Annotated in this window: 22 protein-coding genes; 11 read left to right on the top strand and 11 right to left on the bottom strand. The window is 69.5% G+C overall.

Going from position 1 to position 24,557, the window contains the following annotated elements; translation table 11 throughout:
* From F4X11_16755 to F4X11_16745, 3 genes are read right to left on the bottom strand one after another with little or no spacing between them, the layout of a single operon-like run.
* Complete coding sequence (locus F4X11_16755; protein MYN66655.1) at positions 1-1,212, bottom strand: hypothetical protein; 1,212 nt, start codon at positions 1,210-1,212, stop codon at positions 1-3.
* A 38-nt stretch (positions 1,213-1,250) separates the two neighbouring features.
* Positions 1,251-2,582: a cytochrome c gene (locus F4X11_16750; protein ID MYN66654.1), complete on the bottom strand. Its 1,332-nt coding sequence runs from the start codon at positions 2,580-2,582 to the stop codon at positions 1,251-1,253.
* A 55-nt stretch (positions 2,583-2,637) separates the two neighbouring features.
* Positions 2,638-3,480 carry a hypothetical protein gene (locus tag F4X11_16745; protein MYN66653.1) on the bottom strand — a complete coding sequence of 281 codons (843 nt, stop codon included), beginning with the start codon at positions 3,478-3,480 and terminating at the stop codon, positions 2,638-2,640.
* 106 nt (positions 3,481-3,586) lie between these two features.
* Here F4X11_16745 and F4X11_16740 point away from each other — a divergent pair, with 106 nt between their 5' ends.
* From F4X11_16740 to F4X11_16720, 5 genes are all read left to right on the top strand, one after another.
* Positions 3,587-4,576 (top strand): hypothetical protein, encoded by a 990-nt coding sequence (locus F4X11_16740; GenBank protein ID MYN66652.1) that lies wholly within the window; start codon positions 3,587-3,589, stop codon positions 4,574-4,576.
* Between the two features lie 114 nt (positions 4,577-4,690).
* Entirely contained in the window at positions 4,691-7,207 is a 2,517-nt protein-coding gene (locus tag F4X11_16735) for a DUF1592 domain-containing protein (GenBank protein ID MYN66651.1), read from the top strand.
* Positions 7,204-8,562: a DUF1552 domain-containing protein gene (locus tag F4X11_16730; GenBank protein ID MYN66650.1), complete on the top strand. Its 1,359-nt coding sequence runs from the start codon at positions 7,204-7,206 to the stop codon at positions 8,560-8,562. Before F4X11_16735 ends, F4X11_16730 begins: the two co-directional genes overlap by 4 nt.
* Positions 8,563-8,646: 84 nt before the next feature.
* Entirely contained in the window at positions 8,647-8,862 is a 216-nt protein-coding gene (locus tag F4X11_16725; protein MYN66649.1) for a hypothetical protein, read from the top strand.
* Positions 8,862-10,280, top strand: a complete 1,419-nt coding sequence (locus F4X11_16720) for a hypothetical protein (GenBank protein ID MYN66648.1) — start codon at positions 8,862-8,864, stop codon at positions 10,278-10,280. Before F4X11_16725 ends, F4X11_16720 begins: the two co-directional genes overlap by 1 nt.
* 3 nt (positions 10,281-10,283) lie before the next feature.
* Here the strand turns inward: F4X11_16720 and F4X11_16715 are convergent, their stop codons facing one another.
* Positions 10,284-11,009: a hypothetical protein gene (locus F4X11_16715; GenBank protein ID MYN66647.1), complete on the bottom strand. Its 726-nt coding sequence runs from the start codon at positions 11,007-11,009 to the stop codon at positions 10,284-10,286.
* 131 nt (positions 11,010-11,140) lie between these two features.
* On the opposite strand from F4X11_16715, the gene F4X11_16710 reads away from it, so the two are divergent.
* The 4 genes from F4X11_16710 (at position 11,141) to F4X11_16695 (ending at position 12,581) form a co-directional block, all read left to right on the top strand.
* Positions 11,141-11,425, top strand: a complete 285-nt coding sequence (locus F4X11_16710; protein MYN66646.1) for a ribbon-helix-helix protein, CopG family — start codon at positions 11,141-11,143, stop codon at positions 11,423-11,425.
* Between the two features lie 136 nt (positions 11,426-11,561).
* Entirely contained in the window at positions 11,562-11,813 is a 252-nt protein-coding gene (locus tag F4X11_16705) for a VapC toxin family PIN domain ribonuclease (protein MYN66645.1), read from the top strand.
* 44 nt (positions 11,814-11,857) lie between these two features.
* Positions 11,858-12,160 (top strand): hypothetical protein, encoded by a 303-nt coding sequence (locus F4X11_16700; GenBank protein ID MYN66644.1) that lies wholly within the window; start codon positions 11,858-11,860, stop codon positions 12,158-12,160.
* Complete coding sequence (locus F4X11_16695) at positions 12,063-12,581, top strand: putative toxin-antitoxin system toxin component, PIN family (protein MYN66643.1); 519 nt, start codon at positions 12,063-12,065, stop codon at positions 12,579-12,581. The genes F4X11_16700 and F4X11_16695 overlap by 98 nt, the downstream gene beginning before the upstream one ends.
* Positions 12,582-12,603: 22 nt before the next feature.
* On the opposite strand, the gene F4X11_16690 is transcribed toward F4X11_16695, so the two are convergent.
* The 4 genes from F4X11_16690 to F4X11_16675 form a co-directional block, all read right to left on the bottom strand.
* Complete coding sequence (locus tag F4X11_16690; GenBank protein ID MYN66642.1) at positions 12,604-14,625, bottom strand: PQQ-binding-like beta-propeller repeat protein; 2,022 nt, start codon at positions 14,623-14,625, stop codon at positions 12,604-12,606.
* Positions 14,622-15,038, bottom strand: a complete 417-nt coding sequence (locus F4X11_16685; protein ID MYN66641.1) for a hypothetical protein — start codon at positions 15,036-15,038, stop codon at positions 14,622-14,624. The genes F4X11_16690 and F4X11_16685 overlap by 4 nt, the downstream gene beginning before the upstream one ends.
* A gap of 229 nt (positions 15,039-15,267) precedes the next feature.
* On the bottom strand, positions 15,268-16,449 hold the full coding sequence (locus tag F4X11_16680; protein ID MYN66640.1) for an ATP-binding protein: 1,182 nt from the start codon (positions 16,447-16,449) through the stop codon (positions 15,268-15,270).
* Positions 16,450-16,632: 183 nt separating this feature from the next.
* On the bottom strand, positions 16,633-17,061 hold the full coding sequence (locus tag F4X11_16675) for an NIPSNAP family protein (GenBank protein MYN66639.1): 429 nt from the start codon (positions 17,059-17,061) through the stop codon (positions 16,633-16,635).
* A 285-nt stretch (positions 17,062-17,346) separates the two neighbouring features.
* On the opposite strand from F4X11_16675, the gene F4X11_16670 reads away from it, so the two are divergent.
* Positions 17,347-18,069 carry a hypothetical protein gene (locus F4X11_16670; protein ID MYN66638.1) on the top strand — a complete coding sequence of 241 codons (723 nt, stop codon included), beginning with the start codon at positions 17,347-17,349 and terminating at the stop codon, positions 18,067-18,069.
* On the top strand, positions 18,045-19,808 hold the full coding sequence (locus F4X11_16665; GenBank protein MYN66637.1) for an FtsX-like permease family protein: 1,764 nt from the start codon (positions 18,045-18,047) through the stop codon (positions 19,806-19,808). The genes F4X11_16670 and F4X11_16665 overlap by 25 nt, the downstream gene beginning before the upstream one ends.
* Positions 19,809-19,961: 153 nt before the next feature.
* Here F4X11_16665 and F4X11_16660 read toward each other — a convergent pair whose 3' ends face one another.
* The 3 genes from F4X11_16660 to F4X11_16650 form a co-directional block, all read right to left on the bottom strand.
* Positions 19,962-20,540, bottom strand: coding sequence for an NYN domain-containing protein (locus F4X11_16660; GenBank protein ID MYN66636.1), 579 nt, complete (start codon positions 20,538-20,540; stop codon positions 19,962-19,964).
* Between the two features lie 210 nt (positions 20,541-20,750).
* The gene (locus F4X11_16655) at positions 20,751-22,913 is read right to left on the bottom strand and encodes a carboxypeptidase regulatory-like domain-containing protein (GenBank protein MYN66635.1); all 2,163 of its coding nucleotides are present in this window, start codon (positions 22,911-22,913) and stop codon (positions 20,751-20,753) included.
* Complete coding sequence (locus tag F4X11_16650) at positions 22,910-24,532, bottom strand: hypothetical protein (protein ID MYN66634.1); 1,623 nt, start codon at positions 24,530-24,532, stop codon at positions 22,910-22,912. The genes F4X11_16655 and F4X11_16650 overlap by 4 nt, the downstream gene beginning before the upstream one ends.
* Positions 24,533-24,557 lie beyond the last annotated feature (25 nt).

The following is a 24,557-nucleotide window of genomic DNA, read 5'->3' as shown; positions in this document are numbered from 1 at the left end:
TCACCGGGCCGGCACGAACTTCTGCACGCGACGGCCGTCGAGGGTCTCACCGACGAAGAGGTTGCCCCGGGAATCGATGGCGAGGCTGTGGGGCGATTCGAACTGGCCCGCCCACCGCCCGCGGCGGCCGAACGTGGCCACGACCTCGAGCGTCTCCCGCGACAACGTGTGGACCGCGTGGCTGCTGCCGTCAGCGACGAAGATGAAACGCTGGGCTGGATCGCGTGAGAACGCCAGGTCCCACGGTGTGCCGCCGACGGTTCCGTTACGCAGTTCCGCGGCGATCAGCGCTTCGGCCACGAATGTGCCATCCGGTTCGAACACCTGCAGCCGCTGGTTCCCGCGGTCGCAGACGTAGACGCGGCCGTCCGCCGCGCGGCCGACGCAGTGCGGCGTGTTGAACTGCTGCGGCAGCGGCCCGTCCCGCGAGAAGCGGGGCTGCAACCCATCGTCCGGCGGATTGCCGTAGGCGCTCCAGTGACGCCTGTACTCACCCCTGTTCGAGTCGAAGACGATCAACCGCCGGTTGGTATAGCCGTCGCTGATATAGACCTCGTCGCTCGCGGGGTCGACGAACACGTCCGTCGGCTGGCCGAGGAACTCCGTGCTGCCACTTCCTTCGGTGCCCCTGCCGAAGTCGCCGATCTGCAACAGGAACTCGCCCTCCGGCGTGAACTTCAGAACGTGCGCGTTGTCGGTCGTGGCACGGGTCGACAGGTCGTAGGGGAGCCCGCCGCCGAAGCCGACCCAGACGTTGTCTTCATGGTCGACGTGGATGCCGTGCGTTTGGGTTCCCCAGTCGTAGCCGTCGCCGGGGCTGCCCCAGGCGTGGATGACGTTACCGGCGGGGTCGAAAGCGATCACCGGCGGTGTGTGCTCACCCCCCCGCTGGCTGTTCGGCCGGTGGATGATCCAGACGTTGTCGCTCGAATCGGTGGCGACGCCCACGACGTTGCCGAGGAGCCAGTCCGCGGGCAGCTCCCGCGGCCAGAAGGGGTCGACCTCGAACGTCGGCACGGAAGCCGACTGCGAGCCGCCTCCGGCTGAAGTCTCGGCCGCGGTCTCGTCGAGAGGTTGGGATACGGTCAGGAGCAGAACGGCGCAGGTCGCGATCGCAGGACGCAGGCGGGTGAGAGTCATGGCCGTTGCTGCACCTTGCGCCGGCCGTCGACCGGCGATTTCGCCCCTGACGTGAAGGACGCCGCCCGGCATGAGCGGCGTCCTTCCGTGGTCGAAAGCCGGAGCGTGCGCTAGTCGTTGTCCGTCGCCGCGGTCCGCTCGGCGACGATCTGCTCGTAGTCCTCGTCGGTGAGGTACACCACGTTCACGTGCGCGTGGTACATGTCGTCGTAGCTGCGCTGGCCCCAGCCGACCCACTGCGTCGGATCCGGGTTGGCGCGGTTGCCGGTGCTGTTGTCGTGCCACGCCGTGATCTTGATGACGGTGCCCGCCGGCAGGATCGGCGCGGAGTGGTCGGCGTAGACGTAGTTGACGTGCCAGTTGAAGTCGAACTTGTCGACGTAGTTGAGCATCTCCGTACGGCCGTTCGGGTAGATCGCCTCCATCGCCATCGACTTGCCTCGAATGTGCATGTGCGGCTGGAAGTTCTCGAGCCGCGCCGGGAACCGCAGCGGGACGAACGCCTCGTGCTCGGTCACCTGGCCGGGCGGGATGTCGAGCGTCTGCATGGCCTGCCGCACGCCCATCGCCTGCGCGTAGACGCGGTACTTCGGCACGTAGCCCTTCGGGTACAGCCAGATGCCGAGCTCCGTCGAGTCGGTGATCTCCTCGCCCACCGAGTGGTAGTGGAGGTCGTAGCGGATCCGCGAGCCGGCCTTCAGCAGCTTGCCGGTGTTGTCGCGGAAGACGTCGCCGATCTTGCCGACCGCGAACTCGGTGAAGTAGGAGCCGGTGCCCGGCACGTCGACGGCCGCCTCGAAGTCCTCCGGGCTCTCCTCCTGCATCAGGTAGGTGACCGCGTGATGCACGATGGGACGGCCCTCCAGAGACGGCCGCACCTCGAGCGCCTTGACCCAGCGATCCTCGGTCAGCCCGGTCTCGACCACGGGCTGGTACCACTGGTCCTGGCCCTCGGCCGGCTGCGTCCACGGGGTCGAGCGGACCACGAGGTCCGGCTCGCCGAGCTCCTCGTACTCGGCGGCGAGGCGCCAGATGTCGTCCGCCGGCCACTCGATCGGCGGCGGCAGGTCGTCCGGGTTGCCGAGCGGCGCCCCGGCGTCCACCCAGCGCACGACCGCGGCGATCTCCGCGTCGCTCAGCGAGATGTCGTTGGCGAAGTCGCGGATGCCGACCGTCTTGTCGATGTGCCACGGCGGCATGCTGCGCTCGGCCACCTTCTCGCGGATGGCGCGGGCCCAGGGCCGCACCTCCTGGTAGGTGACCAGCGACATCGGCGCCATGCTGCCGCTGCGGTGGCACGCCTGGCAGCTTCGCTGCAGAATCGGTGCGATGTCCCTTGCGAACGTGACGTCGTTCGAGCCGGCCGTCTGCGCCGTCGCCGGCAGGGCGCCGCCGGCCAGAATCGAGGCAACCGCCGCGAGCACGAGCCTGTGCGTCTTCATGGCTGTTTCTCCGCCGTCATGGGTCGTTGTAGCCGCGGGCGCGGCCCCGAATCGATCACTCTACACGAACGTCGACGTACGCGTTGGTCCAGCAGCACTGAAAGCCGCCGGCCATGATGGCGCCCTGCCCGCCCGAGTCGTCCCAGGCCAGCGCGCGCAGCACGTAGTCGCCCGGCTCGCCGAAGGTGACGCTCGTCGTGGTCAGGCCGCCCTCCGGGATCTCCGGCGCCGGATCGGCGATCTCGACGGTTCCCGGGCCGCGGTACTTGCTCCAGACGAGGCCCATGCGGGTCGGACGTCCCTGCAGGCTCTGCTTCTGAACCCGGTCGTCCCGGACCCGGATCGCGAGCGTCAGCGGCGCGCCGACGGCCGCGGTCAGCGACTGCCGCACGCCGCCGGGGCCCTGGCCGACGCGGGTCTCGTCTTCGTCGGCATCGAACGAGAGCTCGGGCGGCCGGTTGCCGCTGGTCACCTCCTCCAGCGCGTCGATCCGCCACTCCGGCCGCAGGTGGCCGGGGACGGCGAACGTCTCGCCGCCGGCGGTGAGCGACCAGGTCAGCGTCCGGTCGCCGAAGTCGGCGGGAACCACCACCGTGAACACGCCGGTGTGCCGGCGCGGCAGCAGGTGCGTCGGCTGGCCGCGATCCTCGGGGCCGGCGGTGAAGTGGTTGGCCGGGCCGATCGGGATATCGAGCGTCTGCTCGTAATTGCGGTTGAAGTAGCCGAACGACAGCGAGAACGAGCCGTCGTCGTTGGGGTACCAGCCCTCGAACGAGGGGCTCGCGCTCTGGCCGACGTCGTACGGGATGGGCGCGTCGCGCGACTGCGCGTCGGCGGCGAACGGCGTCGCGAACAGAACGACCAGCATGCCGGCCGCAAGCACTGTGAACGGGCGCATTTCCGACCGATTATAGTCCGCCGCCGTCCGGCTGCGCGCAAGCGACGGTTGTCGGACAGGTTATTCTCTGCGGTAACCGATCGTGGCGGCGAAAGGGGATATCCAGATGAACGTACGGCTTGCTGTCGTGGGGCGGTTTTTCCTCGTCGTGATCGCGTCGGGAGCGCTGGCGCCGTCACTCGCCGCCGCGCAGCCGGCAGCGTCCGCCGCGTCGTCCGTGCCGCGCGCGCCGGACGGCCGGCCCGACCTGCAGGGCGTGTGGGACTTCAGCTCCCTGACGCCGCTTCAACGACCCGCCGATCTGGCGGGCCGGGAGTTCCTTACCGACGAGGACGTGTCGGCGCTCGAGGCGCGGGCCGCCGCGCGGGTAGACGCTGCGCCGCGCCCGGGCGATCCCGGCAGCTACAACCGGTTCTGGTTCGACGACGGCACGACGGTCGTCGGGACCCGCCGCACGTCGCTCATCGTCGACCCGCCGGACGGGCGGCTGCCCTCGTACCTGCCCGAGGGGAGGTCGCGCATGGCCGCCCGCGCGCAGGCGCGCGGCCGGAACGCCGGCCCCGAGGACCGCGACGTGGACGAGCGGTGCATCCTCGGCTTCAATTCCGGGCCGCCGATGATCCCCGGGGCGTACAACAACTTCGTGCAGTTGTTCCAGACGCCGGGGCACGTGGCGATTCTCAACGAGATGGTGAACGACGTGCGGCTCGTCCCGCTGGATGGGCAGCCGTCGCTGACCGGCGAGGTGCGCCAGTGGCGGGGCGATTCGCGAGGCCGCTGGGAGGGCGATACGCTCGTCGTCGAGACCCGGAACTTCAGGGATCTCGGCACCGCGCACCCGGCGCCCAACATGGAGCTGCTCGAGGCCCTGGGCGCGGATCTTCACTTGCTCGAACGCTTCAGCCTGCTCGATGCGGACACGCTGCTCTATCGCTTCACGGTCGACGATCGGACCGCGTTCACCCGCCCCTGGAGCGTCGAGATGACGATGACGCGGTCCGGCGGCCGGCTGTACGAGTATGCGTGCCACGAGGGCAACTACGGCCTGTACAACATCCTCGCCGGCGCACAGGCCGAAGCTGCGGAGCGTCCGTAAGGACTCGAAGTCGGGGGCCCCCTGGGCCCCGCAGGAAACCGGCCCTCCGGTTCCGCGGGAAGGGTGGTGCCTCCGTGGCGCCCGGGTTGACACCCGAGGCGGTTGATTCGGATAATGCACGGATACTTTGGGGCTGATCTCGCCGCCATATCGAGAGTGAGGCGTCCAGTGCTCGCGATTTTCCGACGTTTGTCCGTATCGGCGGCGGTCGTCGCGCTGGCCGTTCTGTTCGTTGCGCCACCCGCGGCGCATGCCGCCGGTCAGCCGCCCGAGGTTCCCGCGGAAGCGTCCGCGACGCACGCCGCCGGAAGCGCCGAGTACCGAGCCGTCCTGGATCGGTACTGCACCACCTGCCACAACGATCGCCTGCGGACGGCCGGGCTGACGCTCGAGTCGCTCGACATGGTCCACGTGGGCGAGGGCGCGGAAGTCTGGGAGAAAGTGATCCGCAAGCTGCGGGCGCGGGAGATGCCGCCGCCGCGTCGGCCGCGTCCGGACGACGCGACGTACGGCGGGTTCGTCGAATGGATCGAGGCGGGGCTCGACCGTGACGCCGCTGCCGACCTGAACCCGGGCACCGAGACCGTGCACCGATTGAACCGGACGGAGTACACCAATGCCATCCGCGATCTGCTGGCCCTGGAGATCGATGGCCGCGAGCTGCTGCCGGCCGACGATCTGAGCTACGGCTTCGACAACATCGCCGACGTCCTGTCGCTGTCGCCGGCCCTGCTCGAACGCTACATGCTTGCGGCCGGCAAGATCGCCGAGACGGCTGTAGGCGACCCGTCCATCCGGTCGACCACCGCGGTCTACACCACGTCGCCGGTGCTGATGCAGCACGCGCGGATGAGCGAGATGCACCCGTTCGGCAGCCGCGGCGGGTTTGCGACCCGGCACTACTTTCCGGTCGACGGAGAGTACGAGATCAGGGTCACGCTGGAGCGGACGCACGGCGACGCCATCAAGGGGCTGCAGCGCCGCAACACGTTGGAGGTGCGGCTCGACCGCGCCCGCGTCGCCCGCTTCGAGATCGGCGCCGACGGGCAGCGCGAGGCCTGGAACGCGGTCTTCAACCTGACCCCCTACGAGCGCAACGCCGACTCCGACCTGCGGTTCCGGATGCCGGTGCAGGCGGGGATGCGCGAGGTGGCGCTGTCGTTCCTGCGTCGGAGCGCACTGCCGGAGGGGGTCCTCGAGCCGGTGAGCGCGGCCGAGACCTACCACTATGCGGGGGACCGCGACGCGCCGATGGCAGTCTGGATCGTCGAGATCGAGGGGCCGTTCAACGGCGCCACGGCGGCGGTTGACGCAGCCACGCCGAGCCGCGAGCGCATCTTCACCTGCGCGCCGGACAACGCGTCGGCAGAGCCGGCCTGCGCGGAGGAGATTCTGGCCACGCTGGCCCGTCGCGCGTTCCGGCGGCCGGTCACGGACGACGACGTCGCCGCCCTGATGGCGTTCTACGACGTGGGACACGCGAAGGGCGGCTTCGAGTCGGGCGTCGAGTTCGCGTTGCGGGCCATCCTGGTCGACCCGGAGTTCCTGTTCCGCATCGAGCAGGATCCGGCGGCGGCCGCGCCCGGCGAGCCGTACCGCATCTCGGACCTGGAGCTGGCCTCCCGCCTGTCGTTCTTCCTCTGGAGCAGCATTCCGGACGACGAGCTGCTGGACGCGGCGGCGCGCGGGGTGCTCCGGGACGAGGGCGTGCTGGGAGCGCAGGTGCGGCGCATGCTGGCCGATCCGAAGGCCGACGCCCTGGTCGACAATTTCGCCGGCCAGTGGCTGTTCCTGCGGAACATGCGGTCGGTCAAGCCGGACCCGGTCGCGTTCCCCGAGTTCGACGGCAACCTGCGCGAGGCGTTCACGCGCGAGACCGAGCTGTGGTTCGAGAGCCAGATCAAGGAAGACCGCAGCGTCATCGAGGTGCTGACCTCCGATTACACCTTCGCCAACGAGCGCCTGGCGAAGCACTACGGCATCCCCGACGTCGAGGGGAACCACTTCCGGCGGGTCACGCTGCCGGACGAGCGGCGCCGCGGCATCCTGGGCCAGGGCAGCGTGCTGACCGCGACCTCCTACGCCAACCGGACGTCGCCGGTGAAACGGGGGGTCTGGGTGCTGGAGAACCTGCTCGGCGCGCCGCCGCCTCCCCCGCCGGCGGACGTGCCGGGGTTGGAAGATTCGGATTCGGTGGCCGATCCGTCGGATCCGGAGAGCCGCCCCCGGTCGGTCCGCGAGCGGATGGAGCGGCACCGGACCGATCCGGTCTGCGCGAGCTGCCACGTTCGGATGGACCCGCTCGGCTTCGCGCTCGAGGGGTTCGACGCCATCGGCGGCTATCGGGAGTTGCCGTTGGAGCAGACCTCGGGCACGCTGCCCAGCGGGCGGGAGCTGAACGGGCCGGCGAGCGTGCGCGAGATGCTGCTCGCCAACCGCGAGGAGTTCGTCGGCACCGTCACCGAGAAGTTGTTGACCTATGGGCTCGGCCGCGGGGTGGAGTACTACGACCTCCCGTGGATCCGGCGCATCGTGCGGCAGGCCGAGGCGGACGACTACCGCTGGTCGTCTCTGATCCTCGGCATCGTCGAGAGCACGCCGTTTCAGATGAGGAAGGCGCGAGAGCAATGATCATCACCAAGACGCATCTGCCACGACGGACGTTCCTGCGCGGAGTCGGCGCGACGCTGGCGCTGCCGCTGCTCGACGGCATGGTCCCGGCGTTCACGCCGCTACGCCTGTCGGCCGCCGCGCCGGTCAAGCGGCTCGGGGTGGTCTATGTTCCGAACGGCATCGTCATGGAGCAGTGGACGCCCGATGCGACCGGGACGAAGTTCGACATCAAGCCGGTGATGCAGTCCCTCTCGCCGTACCGCGACCGCCTGACCGTGCTGAGCGGCCTCGCCAACAAGCACGGCGACGCGCTCCCCGGGGAGGGGGCCGGCGACCACGCGCGGGCGGCCGGCGCGTTCCTGACCGGCGTCCATCCCAAGAAGACGGCGGGCGCCGACATCCGCGCCGGCATCTCGATGGACCAGATCGCGGCGCGCGTGCTCGAGACGGAGACGCAGCTCGCCTCCCTGGAGCTGTCGCTCGACTCGAAGGAGCCGCTCGGCGCCTGCGACCCCGGCTACAGTTGCGTCTACGCCAACACGCTGAACTGGCTGGGCGACACGACGCCGCTCCCGATGGAGAACAACCCGCGGGTGGTCTTCGAGCGGCTGTTCGGCGGCAGCGGCACCACGGACGCGGCGGCAAGGCTGGCGCGGATGGAGGAGGACGGCACCATCCTCGACGCCGTCGCCGACAAGCTCGCGCGGCTGCGCAGCTCGCTCGGCGCGCGCGACCGCGGCAAGCTCGACGAGTACACCGAGGCCATTCGCGACGTCGAGCGCCGCATCCGGATGGCCGAGCAGCAGGGGCTGACCGACCTGTCGGTGGCCATGGAGCAGCCGGCCGGCATCCCCGGCACGTTCGGCGAGCACGCGAAGCTGATGTACGACCTGCAGGTGCTGGCCTACCAGGCCGACCTGACGCGGATCATCACCTTCATGGTGGCCCACGAGACGAGCAACCGGGCGTACCCGGAGATCGACGTCTCGGACGCCCACCACCCGCTGTCGCACCACGGCGGCGACCAGGACAAGGTCCAGAAGCTGATCCGGGTGAACACCTATCACGCCGAGCTGTTCTCGTACTACCTCGGGCGTCTCGACGCGACCGAGGACGGCGACGGCTCGCTGCTCGACCACGCCATGGTGATGTACGGGGCCGGGATGAGCAACGGCAACACGCACAACCACCACAAGTTGCCGATGGTGTTGGCGGGCGGCGGCTCGGGGACGCTCAAGGGTGGGCGCCACTTCAGCTACCACGACGATCCGCCCGTGACGAACCTGTTTGTGAGCGTGCTCGGGAAGCTGGGCGTGCATCCGGAGACGATCGGCGACAGCACCGGGGAGTTGAAGGAGCTGTCGGGCGTCTAGCGTTCCGCGCCGGAGTCCCCGCGCCGCGTCGACGAGCGGTGCGGGGTTCGGATGCCTGCGGGCGCGCAGCGGAGGAGCATGACGATGAGCGATCCGGTCTCCGCGGAGACGCCGGCTCGCTTGCGGAGGTACGCCGGCCGAGTCGTCACGTGCCTGGTGGCGCTGCTGGTGCTCCTGGCCCTCGACGACATCACGACCGGCGTCGAGCCGAGTTTCCTGCTGGAGTGGGCGATGGTCGCGGTCGCGTCCGTCTGGTTCCTGGCCGTCGCGGCCCGCACTTGGAAACGGAGACAGATCTGATGCGCAGCCACGTCAGGGCCGGATTCCTGGCCGCTCTCTTCCTTCTTGCAGTCTACGGTGTCCCGGCGCCGGCGGCGGGCGCCGATGATGGCCTCCGCGTCGTCGAGGCGGCCGAGCGCCAGGACTGGGAAGCGGTGAGCGCGCTGGCGGACGCGGGCGCGGATGTCACGGCAACCCAGCCGGACGGCGCCACGGCGCTGCACTGGGCCGCGCACTGGAACGAAGCGGAGACGGCCGGCCGGCTGATCGCGGCTGGCGCCGAAGTCGACGCCCTCAACGATCTCGGCGTGCCGCCCCTCTGGATCGCGCTCGACAGCGCGAACGTCGATGTCGCGTTGCGGCTCATCGAGGCCGGCGCCGATCCGAACGCCAGTCTCACTACCGGCGAGACGATGCTCATGACGGCGGCACGGCACGGGCTGGGGACCATCGTCGCCCGGTTGCTGGAGCGCGGCGCCGACGCACGGCTCGCCGAGCACGAGCGGGGCCAGACCGCGCTGATGTGGGCCGCCGCGGGCGGGCATTCCGACGTGGCGCGCCGGCTGCTGGAGTCCGGGGGAGGCGTGCGAGCCCGGACGACCGGCCGGTTCACGGCGTTGATGTTCGCGGCCCGCGCCGGTGACCTGGAGACAGTGCAGCTCCTGCTGGAGGCAGGCGCCGATCTGGAGGCGCGGGCCATCGACGGCAGCACGCCGCTACTCGTCGCCAGCCGCAGCACGGACGCGCTGGCCGGCATCGACTGGCGGATCATCCCGTACGCCAGCGGTCACGAGGAGACGGCGCTCTATCTCATCGAGCGGGGCGCGGACGTGGCCGCCGCGGACCGGCTTGGCCGCACCTCCCTGCATGCGGCGGTCGAGACCAACAGGCCGCGGCTCGCGGGGGCTCTGATCGAAGCGGGCGCCGACATCGACGCCCGTTTCACCAATCCCGTGGCCGCCCTGCGCGGCGACTACATCTCGCGCAGGCCGTACAAGGGGGCCACCCCGTTCTGGCTCGCTGCCCGCGCCGCGAACCTGGAGATGATGCGGTTGCTGCTCGATGCCGGGGCCGATCCGTTTGTTCCGAACGCGTTCGGCACCACGCCGCTCATGGTCGCCGCCGGGCTCGGTGAGAACGACGCGCGCCGCCCGGCTGACCACCGGGTCATCGAGACCGTGGCGCTGCTCATCGAGCTGGGCGCCGACGTCGCGGCGGTCACACCGGCAGGCACCACCGCCCTCCACGGGGCGGCCGCGATGTGGGAGGACGGGGTCATCCAGCTCCTCGTCGACCAGGGCGCCGACGTCAACGCCGAGGACAACCGCGGCCGCACGCCGCTCTACCTGGTCGAGTACGGCAACGCCAACGCCCCCTCCGAGAGCACCGCGGAGCTCCTGCGCGCCCTCGGCGCGCGGGAGCCGGTGGTCGAGCAGTAGCCGCTACGGTCCCGCCGGTGCGTCGGCGGAGTGGGGACGGGTCAGCACGGCAATCCTGTCGTTGCTGTCGAATGCGCCCCCGCCGTTCATCGTGAGGGCCATGACGCGGTAGCCGAGACTTGCAGCCTCCTCGATTTCCCGCTCGAGAGTCGACAGCCGCGTCGTCGCGATTACCAGATACTCGAGAGGAACAATCGCCGTGTCGGCGTCGCGCTCCAGGACCACCACGGCGTGTCCTCCCAGCGGCGCCTGCACCAGTCCGCGGTAGCGGAAGCCCTCCGCGGCCGCCGCGGTGAGCGCCCGGGCACGCTCCGCTTCCATCGTCGTCAGGTCCTTCAGAGTTACGAGCCGATAGCTGAACCTGCCCGGTCGTGTATCACCGAGCACGAGCGCGAAGATCTCGTCGACCAGGCCCTCGCCGGAATCGATGTCGTCGCCGACGACCACTAGGCGGAAGCCCTCGGCTGCCGCTTCGTTGAGCTCCCGCTCCATGGTGGACACGCGGGTAGTGGCCAGTATCCGGAAGTCCGGCTCCCGATTCGCGTCGTCGGGATCGCTACTTCTCGGAATCACGCGCTCGTAGGCGGGGAACTGCGGTGCCACGTGATCGGCAACGGAATGTGGCGAACCGTCCCACCGACCGCCGTTCTCGTCCTGCGCACCGGCCGGCTGACCTGCTGCCAGCACGAAGAACAGCACCGAAACTGGGCGAATCAGCGTGGGTGACATGCCGTACTCCTCCCTCTCGACTAGGCGCTCGATTCAACGTACTACACAACGTCCACGCTTGCCCGCGCACCCAGCGCATGCTGTCATGCTGTAGTGAGCGTACGGAAGATCATGAGGTGGGAGGCGCGCGCATGAGACGCACACAGATTCAACTCGACGACGCCACCTACGAAGCGGTTCGACGACGAGCCTACGAACGGGGCCGCTCGATGGCGTCGGTGGTCCGCGAGACGCTGTCAGAGGCTTTCGGAACGGCCAGCCCGTCGCAGAAGCCGCAGAGGACCATCGAGGACTTCACCTTCGTCGGCATGGGTGTCGATCCGCAGCCGCCCGAGGATCTGCCGGTGTCGGTCGATCACGACAAGTGGCTTGCCGAGGCCATCGCCAGTCGCGGGGATGAGTCTGACGAGACATGATCTTCATCGATTCGTCGGCGGTATTCGCACTGGCGAGCGCTCGCGACCTGAACCATCACGACGCGCGGCGAAGGTTCGACGCACTGCTCCGGGCCCGGCGCCGGGTCCTGACCCACAGCTACGTGCTCTCCGATCGATGGCGCTGCTGCAACATCGCCTCGGCCGGGATGCGGCGCTCGCCTTCGCGTCCGAAGCGCGGGCGTTCGAGATCGAGTGGGTGGACGAGTCGCTGCACGCCTCGGCCGTTGCTGCGCTTCGCGGCGCGCCACGGAGTGTCGGTCTCGTCGATCAGGTGAGCTTTCTCGTGATGCGCCGGTGCCAAATCGACGAAGCACTCGCGTTCGACCGCCACTTCGCGGCGGCTGGCTTTCGGTTGTACGGGACGTAATGGTGCCGATGCGTGCACAACAGTTCATCGTATAATCGTAGTGCATGAAGACGATCGCATCTCGAGTGCTGGCAGCGAGCCCCGGCAGGGTTTGGGCCGATCTGGAGAAGGAAGGCGCCATCATCATCACGAAGGACGGGGTCCCTCGCAGCATCATGGTCCCTACCAGCGACGCCACGCTGATCGAGGACGTTCGCGAAATCGTCTTCGCACGGGCACGCAAGGCCGTCCGGCAGATTCGAGCGCGCGCTGCGGAAACGGGTACCGCGAATCTCACGGGCGCCGACATCGATCGCGAGATCAAGGCGTCGAGGCGTGCGCGCAGGCAGAGATCTCACGGTGAGTGATGCACCCACGTGGGTGCTCGACACCAACGTGCTGGTTTCGGGGCTACTGTCGCCCTTCGGGCCACCCGGCCGGCTCGTCGATCTTGTGGAGAGCGGACGCCTGCGGATCGCAACGGACGACCGCATCGAGGCCGAGTATCGGGATGTTCTGGCACGCTCCCGCCTTGGCATCGACTCGTCCCGTCGCGAAGCGTTTCTGGCGATCGTGCAATTCCAGGAGCACGTTTCGGCTCCACCCTGGATGCACGCCGCGCCGCCCGACGAGGACGACACCATGTTCCTCGAGGTCGCCCTTCGGGTGCCCGAGCGCACGTTGGTCACCGGGAACGTCAGGCATTTCCCGCCGAGGTGCCGAGGGCCCGTAACCGTGTGCTCGCCGCGCGCCGCGTGGGAGCGGTTCCTCCGCCTGAAACAGCCGTGACGGACGAGAACGCGGCCGACTCCTACGGCAGCGCCAGCGCGACCCACTCGCCGGGGTGCCGCAACGACCCGATCGGCAGGACGATGTACTGCCGGCCCTCGTGCATATAGGTGATCGGCGAGCCGTTGGTGCCCGCCGGGAACTCCGTCTCCCAGACCACGTCGCCCGATTCCTTGTCGAACGCCCGGAACTTGCGGCCCGCGTCGGGACCCGCGCCCGGCGGGGTGCGGACCATGACCGGGTCGCCCTCGCTGACGAAGAGCAGCGTCTTCGTGAGCAGGGTCATCGAGCGGCCCGGTTGCCCGAGCGGCGGCAGATCGAGGTGGGCGATGGCCGGATGGTTCCGCGGCCCGTCGCCGTTGGGGACCATCCAGACGTGCTCGCCGGTGTTCATGTCGATGGCGGTGATCCGGCCGTAGGGGGGCTTGGTCAGCGGCAGTCCCTCCGGCCCGTTCGGGAACGCGCGGGTGCCCCGCGTGTAGCGCACGTTCATGCGGTCCGGGTTGCCGGGCGTCAGGTCGGCCGCGAACGCGCCGGTGACCGATGGCACGTAGAGCATGCCGGTCTCGGGGTCGAACCCGGCCCCGCCCCACTCGGCCCCGCCTACGGAACCGGGTAGCTGCAGGGTTCCCTTCGTGTCGGTCGCATCCTCGCCGCGGATGGAGGGCGGGGTGAAGATCTCCCCCAGGATGTACGGCTCGACGATCTCGATCGCCTCGGCGCGCAGCTCCGGCGTGAAGTCGATCAGGTCGTCGATGCCGATGCCGTGGCGGTCGAAGGGGAGCGGCCTGGTCGGGAACGGCTGCGTCGGCGAGATCCACTCGCCCGGCGTGTTCGAGCCGGGCACCTCGCGCTCGACGATCGGCCAGACCGGCTCGCCGGTCACGCGGTCGAAGGTGTAGGCCATCGCCTGCTTGGTAAGCTGGACCACCGCCTTGATCTCGCGGCCGTCGACGGTGACGTCCATCAGGATCGGCGCGACGTTGTTATCGTAGTCCCACAGGTCGTGGTGCACCATCTGGAAGTGCCAGACCCGCTCGCCGGTTTCGGCGTCGACGCAGACGAGGCTGTTCGCGTAGAGGTTGTTGCCGGGGCGGTGGCCGCCGTACATGTCGTTGGTCGGGGCCCCGGTCGGCAGATACACGTAGCCGAGCTCGAGGTCGGCGCTGAACATCGTCCAGACGTTCGACATCCCGGAGTACTCCCACGAGTCGTCGAGCCACGTCTCCACGCCCGGCTCTCCGGCCCGCGGGATGGGGCTCCACGTCCAGCGCAGCGCGCCGGTGCGCACGTCGTAGGCGCGGACGTCGCCCGGGTGCTGCTCCATCGTGAACGGATGGTCCGCCATCGCGCTGCCGAGGATCACGACGTCCTTGACCACCATCGGCGGCGACGTGCCCGAATAGCCGGTCTCGGCGTCGTAGGTCAGGTCGACCAGTCCCGCTTCCCCGAAAGAGTCGATCAACTCGCCCGTCCCGGCGTCGACCGCCATCAGGTACGGCGGACGGATAGCGAAGAGCCGCCGTTCATCCTCCGATTCCCACCAGGCGACGCCTCGGTTCGGCGCGCCGCGCGGCGTCTCCGCGCCCAGGAAGGCCGCATCCTGCACCCAGAGGGTCTCGCCCGTGCCCGGGTCGAAGGCTTCCACCAGGCCGATGCCGTTCGAGGCGTACAGCACGCCGTCGACCATGATCGGCGTCGAGCGGAGCTGGTTCGAGTAGCGCAGCTCCGGCCAGCGCTCCCGCAGCGACGGGTCGACCGCCTCGCGCCGCCAGACAATCTGCAGGTCGCCCACCGTCCCCGCGTCGATCTGGTCCAGCGCCGCGTAGCGCGTGTAGCCGGCGTCGCCGCCGTGGACGCGCCATTCGCCGCTCACGCCCTGCTGCGCCGGGGCCGTGCCGGCCCAGGCGAGCGCCGCTATGAAAACGAGGGCGCCGATGTGCCGCCGCTGAGAAATGCGTGCCGTCCTGCTGTCTGCCATTTCCTTCGTCTCCGCGTTCGTTGCGGGCCGTGCGAGGCCGCTGCTTCGGTCGGTGAGGTTCATCGCTCCACGCCCCACAGCACGACGGCGGCGGCCGCCACGTGCTGCAGCATCAGGACCACCACGGCGGGAACGGTGGCGCCCGGATTCGCCTCACCTCCGCCGTCGGTGAGCATCCACAGGTCCGGGATGAAAGAGAGCAGCAGGGCGACGAGAACGATCCGGCGGAACAAGGGGACCGGACGCTCGGACCTGTGGTCGACAGCGAGGGCTACACCCAGCCCCGCCGCGACGCCCACAACCGTCAGAAACGCCGTCGGCCCTGCGGTCGCCAACGGCTCGAACTCGGGTGGAATGTCGAAGACGGCAAGCGCCGCCGCGCGCAGGACGAGATTGGCCGCCACCGCCCCGAGGATCGTGCGGAGCCACACCTGCCAAGCCCGCGGCCCTGCCACTGCCAGTCGTTCCGCACTCATGAGCCCCTCCATCCGCCGCGCGCGTCAGCGTTCCCGCCGGGTGATGAGGCGGGCCGCCAAGCGCAGAGCCTCACATTATAGGAGTGCTCTCTTTGCGAGGGCAGGCCGGAGGTTTGCCGCAAGCAGCGCCGGAGTGCAAGACTCGTCGTCCTGCACCGACGCGCGCCATGCGAATGACCATCGAACTACCCGACAGGCAGGTCCGGCAACTGGCCATGAGAGGGAATCTTCATGTCCCCTGCGTTGGATCGAGTTTTGCCAGCGCGTCGGCGATGGCCGTGAGTCCGATCACCTCGATGCCGCCGGCCTGTGGGTAGCGCTCGTCGCCGGAATAGACGATGAACGTCCTGTCCGGCTGCAGATCGTCCATTGCGATCCGCAGACCCTTCTCGACCCTGGGGGCGGTTCCCCGCTTGATCTCGATCGCCCAGAGTCGATTGTCCGGCAGCTCGAGCAGCAGATCGATCTCCACGCCCGTCGCCGTGCCATAGAAGCTGGCGCGCGCCCGGGCGGGGGCCGCCCGGATCAGTGTTTCCAGCACGAAGCCCTCCCAGCTTGCGCCGGCGACCGGATGACCGAGCACGCTGTCCTTGTCGTCGAGGCGGAGCAACGCGTGCACGAGGCCGCTGTCGCGCACGTAGACCTTCGGGGACTTGACGAGCCGTTTGCGGACGTTGGCGTGGAAGGGCGGCAGGCGGCGCACCAGGAACAAGTCGGCCAGCAGGTCGACGTATCGCGCCACGGTCTTGCCGTCGATGGCCAACGAGCGTGCAAGGGCGGCCAGGTTCAGCAGGCTTCCCTGTCCGTGCGCGAGCATGGTCCAGAGCCGCCGCAGCGTCTCGGACGGCACGCGCGGCCCCAACTGCGGGACGTCCCGCTCCAGGTAGGTGCGAATGAACTGCTCCCGCCACTCGGCACTCGCCCAGTCACTCTCCGCCAGCAAGCTCGGGGGGAATCCGCCGCGAACCCACAACCGCGATGCGAGGTCGCCGCCCGTTTCGCGAACGTCCAGGGGGGAGAGCTCGAGGTACGCGATGCGTCCCGCCAGGCTCTCGCCGGACTGCCGCAGCAGATCCGGAGCGGCCGATCCGAGCAAGAGGAACTGTCCGGCCGCTTCGCCGGCCCGAATCCGTTCGTCAACGAGTACGCGCAGCAGTTGGAACAGCCCGGGCGCGCGCTGCACTTCGTCGATCACCACGAGCCCGCGGGGCAGGGTGCGCAGGTAGCCGGCCGCATCGTCAAGCTTCGCCAGGTCGGCGGGGTCCTCCAGGTCGAGGTACACGCTGTCGGCGGTCCCGGCCAGCCAGCGCGCCAGGGTCGTCTTGCCGACCTGCCGCGGCCCGATCAGGGCGACGGCGGGAAACTGGCGGAGGCGGGCGGTGACGATTGCGGCGAGGGATCTGGTTATCACCTTGCAATTCGGGATCGATGATCCGTAATTGCAAGGTTACCACGCGGGTGCGATCTGTTCAGCGCAACCGTCCGCGCTCCGTGGTTTCTGTGCGCAGACCCTTGTCCCACTGTGTCTGCGTCAGGCTCTCGGCGGCGCAGACTCCCACGACGCGGGACTACCGTTTGGCGGCCCGCCCGGGGGCTACTTCAGCGCAGAGTACGATGTCGGCTCCAGGATCCGCGCGCGGATGCTGTCGACCAGCGCGCGGTTCTCGTCCCGCTCGACCGCGATGATGATCTCCTGGAAGTCCTCGAAGGTGGCGAGCTCCCGCCACATCTCGTCGCGCGCCTCGCGGGATGGATACGCGAGCATGTAGACGAAGGTATCCTCGACGTCGTCGCCCGTCACCGCGTTCCAGTAGCCGACGTTCGTCATGCCGGCCCGCTCGAACATCGCCGCCGTGTGGTCGCGGAAGCGGTTCGCCAGCGCCTCCCGGTTGCCCGGCGTCGTCTTGTAGACGCGCAGCTCGTAGACCTGGGATGCCGCGCGCTGCTGCTCGGCGATCGCCCAGCCGCTGCCGATGATCCCGAACGTGAACCCGACGAACGCGAGAATCTGCCACTTGCGCATCGTTGCCTCCGGTTGAACGTGTTAGGTGTCCGTTGCGATACGGAGAGCGCCGATTATAGGCCGGCCGGCGGCGGACGCGGGGGGAACGCGTCGCAGGGTGGTATGGAAGAAGCCGTGCCCGCCGGCGTGGGAACGACGGTCGGTCAGGTCGGGAGTTCTGCGCCGCAGAAGCGGCGTAGACTTCCGGCAGGCCCGGCTGGCCGGCAATCGGAGCCGCAGACGACGATCGTCGGGTTCGTCTCTGACCGACGGCGGCGTCCGTTGCGCCGGCCGCGCTTGCGATGAATCGTAGAGGTCCTGGTGCTCGCCGATCTCCGCTACGGATGCCGGTCGCTGTTGCGCAGCCCCGGGTTCACCGCCGCGAACGTGCTGACGCTCGGCGTCGGCACGGGGGCGACGATCGCGGTCCTGGCACTCCTCGACGCGGTGCTGCTGCGGCCGCTCCCGCTGGAGGATCCGGATCGGACCGTCACGCTGCAGAGGCACTTCGAGGATGGCGTATCCCGCGGGTTCGTGTACCCGGAGTTCGAACGGATTCGAGAGGCATCCGGGGAGCTGTTCGAGGGCGTGGCCGGAAGCGGAGTCCGTGGTGCGCGCGTGACCACGCCGGCCGGCGCCCGCGTGGTTTCCGCCGGCTTCGTGACGGAGCGGTTCTTCGAGGTGGTGGGCGCGCGGCCGGTCCTCGGCCGCGGCTTCGCGACGTCGGAACACCGGCTCGGCGCGGACCCGGTCGTCGTCCTGACCGACGCTTTCTGGCGTTCGCGGCTCGGCGCGGACCCGAACGTGCTCGGCGCCCGCGTACGGGCAGGCGACCGCGACGCGACCGTGGTGGGCGTCCTGCCCAGGGGGTTTCGCGGCCTGGATCTGACTCGCCCGGCCGACCTCTTCCTGCCGCTGCGGGCGGCGCCTCTGGTCCTGCCGCCGTCGAACTACCTTGCCGATACCGTCATCACGATCGATGGCCTGGGGTTCTCGCCCGAGCTTTGGATCTCATCACCGGAAAGCTGAGACCGGGAGTGAGCGCCGCCCGCGCCGAAGCGGGGCTCACCGTGCTCGCCGCCCCGCGCTCCGCGGCCGAGGAGTCCGAAGCGGTGACGCTCGTGCCGACCGCGTCGGCGGCCCTGCCGTTCCGGTCCCGGGCGGAGACGGAACGCTTCGTCGGCCTGCTCGTCGCCGTGGTCGGTCTGGTTCTCCTCGTGGGGTGCGCGAATCTGGCCGGGCTGATGCTGGCGCGGAACGAGCACCGGCGGGGGGAGGCCGCGATCCGGGTGGCTCTCGGCGTGAGCCGGTTCCGCCTGCTGCGGCTCTTTCTCACCGAGACGTTCCTGCTCGCGGGCAGCGGTTCGCTCGCCGGCCTGCTGGTCTCGGTCTGGCTGTTGCAGGTGGTGGGCCGGTTCGTGCTGCCGGGAGGCGTTTCGATTGGCGCGCTGGACTTCGAGTGGTCCGGGTCGCTGGTGGCTTGCGGTCTGGTTGCGGCTGTCGCGACAGCACTTCTCTGCGGACTCATGCCGGCGCTGCAGATCCTGCGCATCGAGGCCCTGCCCGTATTGCAGGGGCACCCGATGGGCGGGCGCGCAGGAGCCGGGCGCATGCGCGCGGTGCTGTTGGCGGGACAGGTCGCAATGACCCTCGTGCTCGTGATCGGGGCGGCGCTGTTCGTCCGCAGCTTGCGCGCCGCCGTGACGGCGGACGTCGGCGTCGATGTCGACCGGATCTTCTATGCGTCGGTGAACTTCTCGACGTCGCGCTACGAGGGAGCGCGGGTGGCGAGCTTCTACGAGTCGCTGGTCGCTCGGATGGGCGCGGTTCCGGGCGTCGAGCGCGTGACCTTCGGCGGTCTTCCGCTGGCGGGCAACTCGCCGGGCGTTCGGCAGGTCGATGTTCGCGGGGATACGCAGCACCTGCTTCGAATGGCCCATGTCTTCTTCTGTGGTCCGGAGTACCTCCCGACTGTGGGGTTGGCGCTGCGGTCGGGGCGGGACATCGGCGAACGGGACGTCGCGGGGGCGCAGCCGGTAGCGCTCGTCAATGAATCCCTCGCTCGGCAGCTCTGGCCGGGCCGGAGCCCTCTCGGCGAGCGCTTCACCTCCATGCCGCTGCAGGACGTGCTGGTGGTGGGCGTCGTCAGCGACGGCAAGTACCGCGGGTTCCGTGAGGTCGGGGGATTCGCCATCTACCTTCCGTGGGCGCAGAATCGCGAACTCGCCAGCTTCAACGGAACCATCATCGGCCGCGCCTCCCGCGACGCCGGTTCCCTCGTTTCCCTGCTGCAGCGGGAGATCCGCGCCTTCGACCCGGGCGTGCCGATCCTCGGAGCGTCCACGCTGGAGCACCGCGTTCTGACCCTCGCGATGCCGCAGCAGATGGGCGCCTCGTTGCTGAGTGGACTGGGCGGCCTGGCGCTGGTCCTGGCGATCATGGGGGTCTACGGCTCGGTCGCGTACGCCGTGACCCGCCGGACGCGGGAGGTCGGCATCCGGATCGCTCTCGGGGCGAGCAGCGCGGCGATTGTCGGAACGGTGTTGTCGAGAACGCTGCTCCATGCCGGCGTCGGAACCGCGGCCGGCGTCGGGGCGACGTTCGCACTCACCGGCCTCGTCGAGCAGTTCCTGTTCGGCGTGGCGCCGCGCGATCCGGCGACGTTCGTCGCCGTGACGGGGACAATCGTGCTGGTCATCCTGCTCGCCGGCCTGGCCCCCGCGCTGCGCGCCGCCCGTATCGCGCCGGCCATCGCCCTGGCCGAGTAGCTGGAATCGTCGAGCACGGCGCCGGTTCCGTTCGCGCTCCGCCGGCAGACGCCACAGCCGAGACGAGCAGCATCTACCACTCGGCTGGTTTCTCGATAAACCCACCAGTACCGTCCGCAACCAGTGCAGGGAATTGTGCCTTCGCCAGCAACGTCAGCGGAAGGTCTCGGTGGTGGTGGGCCGCTCCTCGGAGCTCGAAAGCTCTACCCTGGTCTGCGTTCTCGCTGGGACATAGACGACCGTCCCGATGGCCGGGAAGCGGTGCCGGACCATCTGCAGCGCCGGAACCAGGTCAGAATCGCCGCTCACGAGTATCTGCTGCTCGCACGAGCCTTGATAGGCGTCGTCGAGCATGTGGATGGCGATGTTGACGTCCGTGCGCTTCTCTTCCGGCACGTCGAACACACGGTCGCCGAGCCCGGTTGTCGTGCAAGCGGGGTACATGCACTTGACCCGCTTCCGTTTGAAGCGTCCCAGAATCGTCTCGATGAGCGGGCGCGTCTGCAGAGCGTTCAGGAAGGTCTCTTGACGTACGCGGCGAGCACCCGGTTCTACAAGTGCCGTGAAGTACTTGATCCTTCGAATGTCGTCGTTGGCGCGGAGACGTGTGAAGTACCGTTCGAAATCGAGCCACTTGTAACCGGTGTTCTTGACGACTCCATAGTAGAAGTTGAAGCCGTCCACGTACACGATGGTTCGGGGCTTGCGAGCACACATGGAAAAGGCGGCCATTTAGGCCGCCCAACCGGCTGAACGCCGGGGAGTCGTACGAGGAATGAATCGTACATCGGAGCAGGTGTTCGCGTCAACGGCGTCTTTCTCCCCTGGTGTGCAGACGACAACCAGCAGAAGTGGGCATGGCCGGTACGAACAGCAGCCCGACCGCCCCGGAGGTCCGGACGGTCGGGCTGTGGGAAACGACACGAACCGCAGTAGCCGACCTCAGTGCGCCAGCGGGTCCGGCCGGATCTGGAACTTCACCAGGTTCCCCGGCTCCACCGGGCCGCCTTCCACGTGCCACGCCGCGTCCGCCCCGTAGGTGGCGTAGACGCCGCGGCCCTTCCAGCCGGCGTCGGGATCGTCGATGCGACCGTCGAGCCCGCGGCTGTGGAAGCCCTGCGGATACGGGACGCGCAGGATGGTCCACTCGCCGGTCTCCGGATCGAGGGCCAGCAGCGAGTCCGAGCTCGATCCGTTGGCGATCGGGATGTTCTCGCCGAGGCCGAGCGTGTTGAACTGGTCGACCCAGTTGTAATAGTGGAAGTCGGTTCCGATGTCGGTGTCGCGGAAGTTCGGGCCCGGCGCCTTGTAGAAGGACCAGCCGGCGTCGCACTGCCGCCCGTCGCGTGCCTCGGGGCCGCCGAAGACGGTGCACGCGCTGCGGTCGAACGAGGCGAAGTGGCTGCTGCCGGCCAGTGCGGTCCACAGCACGCCGTTACGGTCGACGTCGAGGCCGCGGGTGCGGTAGCCCTTCTCCACCGGCACCGTGTAGAGCTCGCTGATGCAGGTCTCCGGCGGGTTGTCGCCGCGCTCGAGGCGCAGCATCCGGCCGGGGAAGTCGTCCGAGACGATCCAGACCGCGTCGTCGAGCGGGTTGGCGATGATGCCGTAGGCGCCGACCCGCACGCGCGTGTCGAGGGCCGGGTCGAACGGCGGCTCCTCGCGGCTGCCGCGCGGGGCCGGCTCGTTCCACGGCTTCGTGATGACGCCGTCGCCGTTGGTGTCGATGACGGTCGGGCACCAGCCCTGGGCGAGCTGCTCGTCGCCGGTCTCGTCGTAGACCTTCGTGTCGAGCCAGCCGATGACGGCGCCGCCGCCGCTGAAGTACAGCGTGTCGTTGGCGTCCTCGGCGAACTGCAGGTGGTGCGTGCCGTAGCAGGTGCCGATGAGCACGAATTCCTCGGTCTCCGGATCGTAGTAGCCGGTGTGGCGGCCGGCCCGGTCGACGGGGAAGTACTGCGCGTAGGCGTTGTCCGACCCTTCGCGGCACCAGTCGGGGTTGTTCGGGTGGCGGACCCGCGTGGTCAGCCAGACGCGCCCCGTGGCGTCGATCATCGGGTTGTGGGGGTTGGCGGGATCGTTCCAGACCGCCTCGGCCCCGAAGTCGCGCCATGGCCTGAAGCCCTCGGTCTGGAACATCGACGGGACCGGCGGGTCGTTCTCGCGCAGCGGGATCTTGATCATCTTCGAGCTGTGCTCGAGCGTGTCGGTCACCAGCAGGAAGTCGTTGCCGATGTCCACGCCGTAAAGCGGCCCGTTCGCGTTGACGCGCGGGTTGCGCTTATCGGTCGCGATCTCGTCGTGGACGAAGGCGACGTTGTCGCCCCAGTTCCACATCGTGAGCACGACGTTGCGCTCGATGCCCTGCGGCCGGGGCGGGGGCGGGGGCGCCTCGCCGGCGGCGATGCGATCCGTCCAGTCGACCAGCATGTCGAGGCCGGCGTCGGGGCCGAAGCGGGTGACGAAGCTGTTCATCAGCGAGCCCCGCTGCCCGCGCTGTACCCGGTCCGCCCAGGCGGAGCGGGCGGAATCGAAGTCGTCGAGGTCCGGGATCTCGCGCGTGCGCTTGTTGCCCACCTGGTGGCAGCGCTGGCAGCCCTTCAGGTTGTTGATCCACTCGGCCTGGCTGCCCATCTGCGGGTTGATGCCGTTGCCCTCGGGACCGGTGCCCGGGAACTCGTGCGCGGCGGGCAGGTTGATGAGCGACAGCCAGTAGGTGGAGGGGTAGACCTGCGCCGCTTCCTGGGGGGTCGCGGCCACCACCGCGGTGAGGTCGAGCTCCTGGTCCGGCCGCCCGGCGACCGGCTCGGAGTCGACCAGCCCGTAGCCGCGGACCCAGACGTCGAAGGTCGCGTCCGGCAGCTCCGGCAGCACGTACTGCCCGTCGTCGCCGGTGACGACGATCTTGCGGAACACCGTCTCGAGCTCGTCCGTTTCGGCGATCACCCAGACGCCCGCCTCGGGGCCGTTGGCGCTGGTGACGGTGCCGCGAATGACGCCGTCGTTGTCCGCCGCTTCCACCGCGATCGTTCCCGGCGCCGCGGCGGCGACGAGCGCCGCGCACGCCAGCGCGGCCGTCAGGCTTCCCAGTCTTGTCATGGTCATCGTCGTTCCACCGTTTCTCCGCCGAGTTCACTGAGCAGCGCCACCGTCTCCGGCCACGCCTTCTCCGTATTCGCCACGAAGACGCCCTCGGCCACCATCCGGGGCGTCCAGCCGATCGCGTTGCGCGCGTTGATGTCCGCCCCCTGGTCGATCAGGTACTGCACGATCAGGTTCGAGCCCATCATCGCCGCGCCGTGCAGCGCCGTGCAGCCGCCCCAGCGCATGTCCCCGCGGTCGCGCTGCGCGTCCATCTGCAGCAGGTTCAGCGGGTGGCGCAGCAGCAGGTCCACCCCGTCGCCCTCCAGCTTCGTGTCGCCGAAGTCGGTCACCGCGTGCAGGTCGTTGCCGAGGGCGAGGGTCATCCTCACCGCCTCGAGCCGCACCCGCTCGGGGGTGCCGTTGAGCGGACCGGGGCTCTCGCCGTCCCAGAACCCGAGGCCGGACGCCGCCATCAGCGGGGTCACGCCCTGGCCGGTCGCGGCCAGCGGGTCGGCGCCGTAGTCGACCAGCAGCTTCATCAGGTCCAGGTCCGCGTGCTTGGCGGCCAGGTAGAACGGCGTCGCGCCGACGAAGCTGATGAAGTTGCGGCCGACCGAGATGTTGGGCGGCGGCTTGACGATGCCCAGGTCGACCTCGAACGGGATCTCCCGCCACGCGATGCGCACGTTCGGATTGGCGCCCTCCGCGAGCAGGCGCCGGGCCAGGTCGAGGCTGGCGAGATTCCCCGTCGGGGCCGGCGGCCGGCCCGAGCCGGGGCGGCGGATCCAGGCCAGGGCATGGAGCAGCGAGCCGCGCGCATCGTAGGCGTTCGGGTCCGCCCCTGCATCGAGCAGCGACGCGGCCAGCTCGTAGTGCGCGTTGATGATGGCGAGCGCCAGCGGCGACGTGTGGCCGGTGGCGGCCGGCGAGTAGGAGCCGGTGCTCGCCGTCGTGTTGTTCACCCCGGCGTTGACGTCGGCGCCGGCGGCCAGCAGCGTCCGGGCGGCGTCGATCTGCCCCTCGCGGACCGCGAACAGCAGCGGCGTCAGTCCGGTGCTCGAGCGCGCCTCGACGTCGGCGCCGCCCGCGAGCAGCCGCGCGACCGCGTCCGCGTTGTTCTCGGCGGCGGCCCACATCAAGGCGGTCTGGCCGCGCCAGCTCTCGGTGGCGTCGACCGCGGCGCCGGCTGCGAGGAGCTGATCGAGCACCGGAACGCGCCCGGTCCGCGCAGCTACCATCAGGACGGTCTCACCCGCCTGGGTAGCGGTATTCGGGTCGGCCCCGGCTGCCAGCAGTGCGCCGACGACTGCCGGCTCGCCGCTCTCCGCCGCGAGTGCGAGCGGGGTGACGCCGTAGCGGTTCGCTCTCTTCGCGTCGGCGCCGGCCGTGAGCAGGCGCCCGACGGCTTCCGCCGACGCGGCGCGAGCCGCCCAGTGCAGCGCCGAGGTGCCGTCCGCGGTTGCGGACGCCGCGTCGGCTCCCGCCGCGAGCAGGGCCGCTACCCGAGCGGCATCGCCCGCGCGGGCGGCCTCGATTAGCGGCGCATCGGCGGCCGCGGCGGTCCAGGGCAGGACCATCGTACCGGCGACGAGTGCAGCCGCGACGAGCATGGACGGCTGGCGGCCCCGTTCTTCGCGCATGAGACATCCCTCCCAGGTTCCGGCG

The organism is Acidobacteriota bacterium (genome assembly GCA_009861545.1).
GTDB lineage: Bacteria > Acidobacteriota > Vicinamibacteria > Vicinamibacterales > UBA8438 > WTFV01.
This window is presented reverse-complemented; position numbering and strand designations above follow the sequence as displayed.

Bases quoted from the DNA above. Each gene is read 5' to 3' on its own strand.
- F4X11_16755 (MYN66655.1), bottom strand. From the start codon at position 1,212: ATGCCGGGCGGCGTCCTTCACGTCAGGGGCGAAATCGCCGGTCGACGG.
- F4X11_16750 (MYN66654.1), bottom strand. From the start codon at position 2,582: ATGAAGACGCACAGGCTCGTGCTCGCGGCGGTTGCCTCGATTCTGGCC.
- F4X11_16745 (MYN66653.1), bottom strand. From the start codon at position 3,480: ATGCGCCCGTTCACAGTGCTTGCGGCCGGCATGCTGGTCGTTCTGTTC.
- F4X11_16740 (MYN66652.1), top strand. From the start codon at position 3,587: ATGAACGTACGGCTTGCTGTCGTGGGGCGGTTTTTCCTCGTCGTGATC.
- F4X11_16735 (MYN66651.1), top strand. From the start codon at position 4,691: ATGCACGGATACTTTGGGGCTGATCTCGCCGCCATATCGAGAGTGAGG.
- F4X11_16730 (MYN66650.1), top strand. From the start codon at position 7,204: ATGATCATCACCAAGACGCATCTGCCACGACGGACGTTCCTGCGCGGA.
- F4X11_16725 (MYN66649.1), top strand. From the start codon at position 8,647: ATGAGCGATCCGGTCTCCGCGGAGACGCCGGCTCGCTTGCGGAGGTAC.
- F4X11_16720 (MYN66648.1), top strand. From the start codon at position 8,862: ATGCGCAGCCACGTCAGGGCCGGATTCCTGGCCGCTCTCTTCCTTCTT.
- F4X11_16715 (MYN66647.1), bottom strand. From the start codon at position 11,009: ATGTCACCCACGCTGATTCGCCCAGTTTCGGTGCTGTTCTTCGTGCTG.
- F4X11_16710 (MYN66646.1), top strand. From the start codon at position 11,141: ATGAGACGCACACAGATTCAACTCGACGACGCCACCTACGAAGCGGTT.
- F4X11_16705 (MYN66645.1), top strand. From the start codon at position 11,562: ATGGCGCTGCTGCAACATCGCCTCGGCCGGGATGCGGCGCTCGCCTTC.
- F4X11_16700 (MYN66644.1), top strand. From the start codon at position 11,858: ATGAAGACGATCGCATCTCGAGTGCTGGCAGCGAGCCCCGGCAGGGTT.
- F4X11_16690 (MYN66642.1), bottom strand. From the start codon at position 14,625: ATGAACCTCACCGACCGAAGCAGCGGCCTCGCACGGCCCGCAACGAAC.
- F4X11_16685 (MYN66641.1), bottom strand. From the start codon at position 15,038: ATGAGTGCGGAACGACTGGCAGTGGCAGGGCCGCGGGCTTGGCAGGTG.
- F4X11_16675 (MYN66639.1), bottom strand. From the start codon at position 17,061: ATGCGCAAGTGGCAGATTCTCGCGTTCGTCGGGTTCACGTTCGGGATC.
- F4X11_16660 (MYN66636.1), bottom strand. From the start codon at position 20,540: ATGGCCGCCTTTTCCATGTGTGCTCGCAAGCCCCGAACCATCGTGTAC.
- F4X11_16655 (MYN66635.1), bottom strand. From the start codon at position 22,913: ATGACCATGACAAGACTGGGAAGCCTGACGGCCGCGCTGGCGTGCGCG.
- F4X11_16650 (MYN66634.1), bottom strand. From the start codon at position 24,532: ATGCGCGAAGAACGGGGCCGCCAGCCGTCCATGCTCGTCGCGGCTGCA.